This window comes from Klebsiella sp. MS 92-3, assembly GCF_000195655.1.
GTDB lineage: Bacteria > Pseudomonadota > Gammaproteobacteria > Enterobacterales > Enterobacteriaceae > Klebsiella > Klebsiella pneumoniae.
Genome location: NZ_GL882738.1, coordinates 26,804 through 35,215 on the forward strand (window position 1 = coordinate 26,804; position 8,412 = coordinate 35,215).

The following is an 8,412-nucleotide window of genomic DNA, read 5'->3' on the forward strand; positions in this document are numbered from 1 at the left end:
TTTTTTTTTTTGCTGACGGCAGAAATGAAAAGACCGGGAATTATCCCGGCCTTCAGCATCTGACGCCTTAAGGGCGAAAACAATCAGCGACTACGGAAGACAATGCGGCCTTTGCTCAGGTCGTACGGGGTCAGCTCAACAGTCACTTTGTCGCCCGTCAGAATGCGGATGTAGTTTTTACGCATTTTACCGGAGATATGCGCGGTTACCACGTGACCGTTTTCCAGTTCTACGCGGAACATAGTGTTAGGCAACGTTTCAAGTACGGTGCCCTGCATTTCAATATTGTCTTCTTTGGCCATCTAGTCCTCTGGGGTATCACTACCGTAGTTTTGAACCGGCAAGATAATGCCGAAGTTCATCATGTAAGTAAAGTTTTACGTATCTACCCTGAATCATTCACCTTGCCGCAAGGCGCATAGTCAGCGCAGCGGCTACGGAAATATGACGGGTATGAATCGCCGAAGTAGTTTTGGCGCATTGCCCGGGACACACACGGCCATGCCGCGTGACAGGCGCAAACGTAAAGGGGAGTGACAGAACGATGGGCGTTATCTGACTCTTATTATTCCCAAACGGCGGCGGGGCAACAGGCAGAAGCTACTCTACCGCGCAATTATACCATCCTGACGCAAAATGTGCTGAAAACATTTTATTATCCGCCAGGAAATAGCACCCGCGGCACCCAAAATCGCTCGGGCAGTCGGTAGCCGCGTAATACCGACAGATAGTCCAGATAATCGCGGCGGGGAATATCCACTGCGCCTAATGACGCGGTATGGTTGTTCAGTACCTGACAGTCAATTAATTTACCGCCGCTGTGCGCAAAGTCCTGGCAAAATACCAGCAGCGCGGTTTTGGAGGCATTTTCCGCCCGGCTAAACATCGATTCGCCGCAAAACAGCGCTCCCTGCGCTACGCCGTACATTCCTCCCACCAGGGTATTCTCCTGCCAGACTTCAATGGAGTGGGCATGACCCAGCTCATGCAGCTGGTGATAGGCGCGAACGATACTGCTGGTTATCCAGGTGCCTTCGTCACGATCGCTGGCGCAGCCCTCAATCACTTCGCCAAAGGCGTGGTTGAGCGTGACCCGGTAGGGCGAACGCTGATGAAAGCGCTTCATGCTGCGGCTGAGATGGAATTGCTCTGGCCAAAGTACCGCCCGGGGGTCGGGCGACCACCAGAGGATCGGGTCGCCAGGGGAAAACCAGGGAAAAATACCACGCTGATAGGCCATCAGCAGCCGCGCGGGGCTCAGATCGCCGCCGAGCGCCAGCAGGCCATTAGGTTCTCGCAAGGCGCCTTCCGGAGAGGGGAAGGCGATAGAGTGCCGGGAGAGCTGAACCAGACGCATTTTAACCTCAATACGCATCAGCAAAAATTAGATAATAGAATAGCCTACAGACGCTGTTTAAACTGGAAGTACCGGCCCTGTTTAGCGAGCAGCTCCGCGTGACTACCTTGCTCAATTATCTGGCCGTTGTCCATGACTATTATCTGATTAAAACCCGCCAGGCCCCGCAGGCGATGGGTCACCATCAGCACGGTTTTGTCGCGCATGACATCTGCCAACAGATGCAGGATCTGGCTTTCGGTGGCCGCATCCAGACCTTCTGTCGGTTCATCGAGCAGCATCAGCGGCGCATCGTGGAGCAGCGCGCGGGCAATGGCCAGTCGGCGCAGTTCGCCGCCGGAGAGCTGACGCCCGCCTTCGCCCAGCCAGCCGTTAAGACCACCATCTTGCAGCAGTTTTTCGAGGCCCACCTTCTCAAGGGTAGCGCTGAGATGAGCGTCATCCGCTTCAGGCGCCGCCAGCAGCAGGTTGTCGCGCAGGGTGGCGCTGAACAGGTGCACGCGCTGCGGCACTACGCTCATTGCCTGCCGCAGAGTGGCTTCGCTGAGGCCGGAGAGCGGCTGATTGTTGAGCAGAATCTCTCCCTGTGACGGGTCCCAGGCGCGGGTAAGCAACTGCAACAGCGTCGATTTTCCGCAGCCGGTCCGGCCAAGAATGGCGATGTGCTCTCCGGCGGCAATCTGCAGGGAAATATTCTCCAGGGCAGGGGAGGGCTGCTGAGGATAGCGGAAGGTGACCTCCTGAAGCGTTAGGGCCACCTGCGCTGGCGGACTGGCTTCATCTTCGACAAAGGTGACCTCCGGCTGCTGGTCGGTAATCTGCGAGATCCGCCGCGCGGAGGCCATCACCTGGCCTAAATGCTGGAAAGCGCCAGTGACTGGCGCCAGGGCTTCAAAAGCCGCCAGCGCGCAGAATACGAATAGCGCGATCAGCGCCCCGGGCTGACTATTGCCGCCGACGCCGTCTGAGGCCAGCCAGAGCATGGCCACCACGGCGATGCCACCGATTAACAGCATTACCGCCTGCGAAAGCGCGGTCAGCTCGGCCTGGCGCCGCTGTGCATCCTGCCAGCTCAGCTCGGTCTTTTCCATTTGTGCGCGGTAGCGGTCGCTGGCGTTAAATACCATCAGCTCCGCCTGACCCTGCAGCCAGGCGGTGAGCTGTTGGCGATACTGGCCGCGCAGCTGCGTCATACTTTCGCCGGCTGGCTTACCTGCGCGATAGAACAGCGGCGGCATAACCAGCAGGGTCGCCAGCATGATACCGCCGAGCGTCAGCGCGAGGGTGACGTCGAGCAGACTTAATCCGCAGGTGACGACCACAATCACCACCAGCGCGCCGACCAGCGGCGAAATGACCCGCAGGTAGAGATGATCCAGGGTGTCAACGTCGGCTACCACCCGGTTGAGCAGCTCACCCTGGCGAAAGCGCGCCAGCCCCGCCGGAGAGAGGGGGAGCAGTTTGCTGAAGGTGAAAACGCGCAGGTGCTGCAGCACGCGAAAGGTAGCGTCGTGGCTGACCAGGCGCTCAAAGTAGCGCCCGGCGGTACGGATAATTGCCGCGCCGCGAACGCCCGCGGCAGGCAGCATATAGTTAAAACTGTAGATCCCGGCGACGCCCACCACCGCTGAGGCGGAGAGGAACCAGCCGGAGAGCGTCAGCAGGCCGATGCTGGCCAGCAGGGTCACAATGGCCAGCACGACGCCAAGCAGCAGCATCCATTTATGGCGTTTATAGAGCGCCAGATAGGGTAAAAGTGCGCGCATTTAAATCTCCTCCTGACGATGGGCCAGCAGCGCCGAGAAGACCCCACCAGCACGGGCCAGCGTGGCGTAGTCGCCTTGTTCGATAATCTGTCCGTCCTGCATCACCCAGACGTCGTCCCAGTCGGCCAGCCCCTCAAGCTGATGGGTGACCAGCAGCGTGGTTTGCTCACTGGAGGCGTGGGTCAGGGCCTGCATGACTCGCTGTTCGCTATGGGCGTCAAGGCTGGCGGCAGGTTCATCCAGCAGCAGCAGGCGGCACGGCACCAACAGCGCGCGGGCGACCGCGATACGCTGCGCCTGGCCTACCGACAGACGCCCCGCCTGATCGCCTACGGCGGTATGGATCCCCTGCGGCAGCAGGGCGATAAACTCGCTGACCCAGGCCTTGTCCAGCGCCAGCCTAAGCTGTGCTTCGCTAGCTTCGGGCCACGCCAGCAGCACGTTTTCCCGCAGCGTGGCGGCAGGCAACTGCGGATTCTGTCCTACCCAGCTCAGCAGGCGGCGCCAGCGCTCAGCGTCCAGCTCGCGCAGCTCTACGCCGTTGACCATCAGCGACCCCTCATAGGGCAGAAAGCCGAGCAGTGTATTCAGCAAAGAGCTTTTCCCGGATCCGCTCTGGCCGACCAGCACCACGCGAGCGCCGGCGGGCAGCGCAAAATTAAGCGGCCCCGCCAGAACTTTACCTTCCGGAGATTTGATCACCAGGTCGCGCGCTTCCACGCTAATCAGATCGTTGTCATTTAACGTTTTCTCGCCACGCTCTACCTGGGTCAGCGGCGTTTCCATAAACGTTTTCAGGCTGTCTGCGGCGCCCACGGCCTGAGCTTTGGCATGGTAGAAGGTACCCAGGTCACGTAACGGCTGGAAAAATTCCGGGGCGAGGATCAGCGTCAGGAATCCCGCCATCAGCGTGACGCCCGCGCCATAGTGGCCGAAGTTCAGCTCGCCAAGGTAAGAAAAGCCAAAATACACCGCTACCAGCGCAATGGAGAGGGAGGTGAAAAACTCCAGAACCCCGGAGGAGAGGAAGGCCAGACGCAGGACTTCCATGGTGCGTTGGCGAAAATCCTGCGAGGCGTCGCGAATATTATCGGTTTCTGCCTGACCGCGATGAAAAATACGCAGGGTTTCCATGCCGCGCAGGCGGTCGAGGAAGTGGCCGCTGAGGCGGGCCAGCGCCTGGAAGTTACGCCGGTTGGCGTCGGCGGCGCCCATCCCGACCAGCGCCATGAAAAGCGGGATCAGCGGGGCGGTGCCGAGAAGGATCAGCGCGGCGGCCCAGTTAATCGGAAAAATAGTAATAACGATCAGCAGCGGTACGCAGGCCGCCAGCGTCATCTGGGGCAGGTAGCGGGCATAATAGTCGTGCATGTCGTCGATTTGCTCAAGAATAAGCGTTGCCCAGCTGCCGGCCGGTTTGCCCTGGATCCACGCCGGGCCTGCCTGCTGGAGGCGGTCAAGAACCTGGCGGCGAATTTCATAGCGAATATGCTGCCCGGCCTGAAAGCCGACCCGCTCACGCAGCCAGACCACCCAGGCGCGTAGTACAAAGATCAGCACCAGCAGCGTGAGCGGCAGCAGCAGGGCGGTCGCTGGAATATTCTCCATCACCATCCGGTGCAGGATCCGCGCCAGGAACCAGGCCTGCGCCACGATCAGCAGACCGCTCGCCACGCCAAGCAGGCGGGAAATCATCAACCAGCGACGGGAGATAATGCTTTGCTGTTTTAACCAGCGGGTTAACTCTTGTTGACGGGTTTTATTCATTGCGCGCTTTGCAGGTGTCGTTATCGGAGTATTGGGCACGGCAATGTTACATCGCAGCAAAAATAAAGGCGACTTTTCGTCGCCTTCTTTACCTTTGTTACTGACTTGTAAAGATTATTTGCAAGCGTCAGCCAAACCGTCGAGGTAACGCTCCGCATCCAGCGCCGCCATGCAGCCGGTGCCCGCAGAAGTGATGGCCTGACGATAGATATGGTCCATGACATCGCCGGCGGCGAACACGCCCGGGATGCTGGTCTGGGTCGCATTGCCGTGGATACCGGACTGCACTTTGATGTAGCCGTTCTCCAGCTCCAGCTGGCCTTCAAAGATGGCGGTGTTCGGGCTGTGGCCGATGGCGACAAATAAACCAGCCACTTCCAGGGACTCGACATTGTCGCTGTTTTTGGTATCGCGCAGGCGCAGGCCGCTGACGCCCATCTGGTCGCCGGTCACCTCTTCGAGGGTACGCTCGGTATGCAGCACGATGTTGCCGCTTGCCACTTTATCCATCAGGCGTTTGATGAGGATTTTTTCCGCACGGAAGGAATCGCGACGGTGGATCAGGTGTACCTCAGAGGCGATATTCGACAGATACAGAGCCTCTTCCACTGCGGTGTTGCCGCCGCCGATCACCGCCACTTTCTGGTTGCGATAGAAGAATCCGTCGCAGGTAGCGCACGCGGAAACGCCGCGGCCTTTGAAGGCTTCTTCGGAAGGCAGGCCCAGGTAACGGGCGGAAGCGCCGGTGGCGATGATCAGCGCGTCACAGGTGTACTCGCCGCTGTCGCCTGTCAGACGGAACGGGCGGTTTTGCAAATCGACGCGGCTGATATGGTCGAAAATGATCTCGGTTTCAAATTTTGCGGCATGCTCGTGCATGCGCTCCATCAGCAGCGGACCGGTGAGATCGTTCGGATCGCCTGGCCAGTTTTCCACTTCCGTCGTGGTGGTCAGCTGACCGCCTTTTTCCATCCCGGTGATCAGCACCGGCTGCAGGTTGGCGCGTGCGGCATAGACCGCCGCGGTGTATCCCGCAGGTCCAGAACCAAGGATAAGCAGTTTACTGTGTTTGGCTGTGCCCATGAGATCCCCATAATAATTGGCATACATTGGGCTGGGATTGTAGGGAATTTGTTGTCGTAAAAAAAGAGCACAGCGATTTTGTTAACGATGTGTGCAATAGAAGCTGCCAATGAATTGGTGATTTTCCCGGCAAGGAATATAACTATTTCTACTGTCGGCGGGACAATTATAAGACGAAAAAATGAGAATCAACCAGGGCGGATGATGAATATCTGGCATCTTGTACTAAAAATCGATGTTTTGCTTTGACAATCACCTGTGCTTTTGCGAAAACATTCAAGGAAGAAGAAAAGCAGTATTTAGCGTGCGGCGAATTTTCATGCACGCAAATGCCATTTTTATCCGGGTTAACGAAATCTACGCATGGTGTGGACAGACGCCATGCGTGATGTCGGTGACTGCCGTCAGGCAACGGGCTTCTCACGTACCCCTGGGTTACCCAATGTCGTACGGGTGATAACAGGATGGGCTCTGGCAGTGAAGGCTCAGAGCCGGAACAGGAGTAGGGAAGGAATACAGAGAGACAATAATAATGGTAGATAGCAAGAAGCGCCCTGGCAAAGATCTCGACCGCATTGATCGTAACATCCTGAATGAATTGCAAAAAGATGGGCGAATTTCTAACGTCGAGCTTTCTAAACGGGTGGGACTTTCTCCGACGCCTTGCCTTGAGCGTGTGCGTCGTCTTGAAAGACAGGGTTTTATTCAGGGCTATACGGCGCTGCTCAACCCGCATTATCTGGATGCATCACTTCTGGTATTTGTTGAGATTACTCTGAATCGTGGCGCACCGGATGTGTTTGAGCAATTTAACGCCGCAGTGCAAAAACTTGAAGAAATTCAAGAGTGTCATCTGGTTTCCGGTGATTTCGACTATCTGTTGAAAACCCGTGTACCGGATATGTCAGCGTATCGTAAATTACTGGGCGAGACCTTGCTGCGCCTGCCGGGCGTTAACGACACCCGTACCTACGTGGTAATGGAAGAAGTCAAGCAAAGTAATCGTCTGGTTATTAAGACGCGCTAACACGGAACAGGTGCAAACTCGACGTAGTTTGATTACACTCCTGTTAATCCATACAGCAACAGTGCCGGGGAGACCCGGCGCTGTTGTCCGTTTTAGCAGCAGGCAGGAAACAGCCTGATACCTGGAGAGCCTTTCTTGAGCCAGGAATACACCGAAGACAAAGAAGTCAAACTAACCAAACTCAGCAGCGGGCGCCGACTCCTTGAGGCGATGCTCATCCTTTGCTCCCTCTTCGCCATCTGGCTGATGGCGGCACTACTGAGCTTTAACCCCTCGGACCCCAGCTGGTCGCAAACGGCATGGCATGAGCCTATTCATAATTTAGGCGGCGCCCCCGGCGCGTGGCTTGCCGATACCCTCTTTTTCATTTTTGGCGTCATGGCCTACACCATCCCGGTGATCATCATCGGCGGATGCTGGTTTGCCTGGCGGCATCAGGAAAACGACGAATACATTGATTATTTTGCCGTTTCCCTTCGCCTCATCGGTGCGTTAGCCCTGATCCTGACCTCCTGTGGTCTGGCGGCGATTAACGCCGATGATATCTGGTACTTCGCCTCCGGCGGGGTGATCGGCAGCCTGCTGAGCACCACGCTGCAACCCCTGCTGCACAGCAGCGGCGGCACCATCGCCCTGTTGTGTATCTGGGCGGCCGGGCTGACGCTGTTCACCGGCTGGTCGTGGGTCAGCATTGCGGAAAAGCTGGGCGGCGGCATCCTGTCCGTTCTCACCTTTGCCAGCAACCGTACCCGTCGGGATGATACCTGGGTCGATGAAGGCGAATACGAAGACGACGAGGAAGAGTACGACGACGAAGAGGCGGCCAGGCCGCAGGAATCGCGTCGCGCCCGTATCTTACGCAGCGCGCTGGCGCGGCGTAAGCGTCTGGCCGAGAAGTTTACCAACCCTATGGGGCGTAAAACCGACGCTGCGCTTTTCTCCGGCAAACGGATGGATGACGGCGAAGAGGTGGTGCAATACAGCGCCAGCGGGGCGCCTGTTGCCGCCGACGATGTACTGTTTTCCGGCGCCAGCGCCGCGCGTCCCGCAGAGGATGATGGGCTGTTCTCCGGCGCCAGCGCCGTGCGCCCGGGCGATTTCGACCCTTACGATCCGTTGTTGAATGGCCACAGTATCGCTGAGCCGGTAAGCGCAGCGGCGGCGGCTACTGCCGCGCCGCAGGCGTGGGCAGAATCACCGGTGGGCCATCACGGCGCTGCGCCAGCTTATCAGCCGGAAGCCAGCTATCCGCCGCAGCAGGCCTATCAGCCTGAACCCGCTCCGTTCCAGCAGGCTGCTTATCAGCCGCCAGCGGGGCAAACCGCACCGCAGGCGTATCAGCCTGAGCCAGCGCCGTATCAACAGCCGGTTTACGATCCGCGTGCCGGTCAACCTGCGCCGCAGGCCTATCA

Annotated in this window: 7 protein-coding genes; 2 read left to right on the forward strand and 5 right to left on the reverse strand. The window is 58.0% G+C overall.

Annotated elements, in window-relative coordinates:
• Positions 1–83: 83 nt before the first annotated feature.
• From infA to trxB, 5 genes are all read right to left on the reverse strand, one after another.
• Complete coding sequence (gene infA, locus HMPREF9538_RS23265; RefSeq protein ID WP_001040187.1) at positions 84–302, reverse strand: translation initiation factor IF-1; 219 nt, start codon at positions 300–302, stop codon at positions 84–86.
• A gap of 353 nt (positions 303–655) precedes the next feature.
• A complete protein-coding gene (gene aat, locus HMPREF9538_RS23260) occupies positions 656–1,357 on the reverse strand; it encodes a leucyl/phenylalanyl-tRNA--protein transferase (protein WP_002898014.1) in 702 nt (233 codons plus the stop codon).
• A 44-nt stretch (positions 1,358–1,401) separates the two neighbouring features.
• A complete protein-coding gene (gene cydC, locus HMPREF9538_RS23255; RefSeq protein WP_009484119.1) occupies positions 1,402–3,123 on the reverse strand; it encodes a heme ABC transporter ATP-binding protein/permease CydC in 1,722 nt (573 codons plus the stop codon).
• The gene (cydD, locus tag HMPREF9538_RS23250; protein WP_002898017.1) at positions 3,124–4,890 is read right to left on the reverse strand and encodes a heme ABC transporter permease/ATP-binding protein CydD; all 1,767 of its coding nucleotides are present in this window, start codon (positions 4,888–4,890) and stop codon (positions 3,124–3,126) included.
• Positions 4,891–5,004: 114 nt separating this feature from the next.
• A complete protein-coding gene (gene trxB / locus HMPREF9538_RS23245; protein ID WP_016831268.1) occupies positions 5,005–5,973 on the reverse strand; it encodes a thioredoxin-disulfide reductase in 969 nt (322 codons plus the stop codon).
• A 532-nt stretch (positions 5,974–6,505) separates the two neighbouring features.
• Between trxB and lrp the strand changes: the two genes are divergently transcribed.
• Complete coding sequence (gene lrp, locus HMPREF9538_RS23240) at positions 6,506–7,000, forward strand: leucine-responsive transcriptional regulator Lrp (RefSeq protein ID WP_000228469.1); 495 nt, start codon at positions 6,506–6,508, stop codon at positions 6,998–7,000.
• A 135-nt stretch (positions 7,001–7,135) separates the two neighbouring features.
• On the forward strand, positions 7,136–8,412 hold a 1,277-nt coding region (locus HMPREF9538_RS23235), incomplete at its 3' end, for a DNA translocase FtsK 4TM domain-containing protein (protein ID WP_009484120.1).

What these genes read in the sequence shown, in the direction of transcription:
- infA (WP_001040187.1), bottom strand. Translation starts at nt 302, where the DNA reads ATGGCCAAAGAAGACAATATTGAAATGCAGGGCACCGTACTTGAAACG.
- aat (WP_002898014.1), bottom strand. Translation starts at nt 1,357, where the DNA reads ATGCGTCTGGTTCAGCTCTCCCGGCACTCTATCGCCTTCCCCTCTCCG.
- cydC (WP_009484119.1), bottom strand. Translation starts at nt 3,123, where the DNA reads ATGCGCGCACTTTTACCCTATCTGGCGCTCTATAAACGCCATAAATGG.
- cydD (WP_002898017.1), bottom strand. Translation starts at nt 4,890, where the DNA reads ATGAATAAAACCCGTCAACAAGAGTTAACCCGCTGGTTAAAACAGCAA.
- trxB (WP_016831268.1), bottom strand. Translation starts at nt 5,973, where the DNA reads ATGGGCACAGCCAAACACAGTAAACTGCTTATCCTTGGTTCTGGACCT.
- lrp (WP_000228469.1), top strand. Translation starts at nt 6,506, where the DNA reads ATGGTAGATAGCAAGAAGCGCCCTGGCAAAGATCTCGACCGCATTGAT.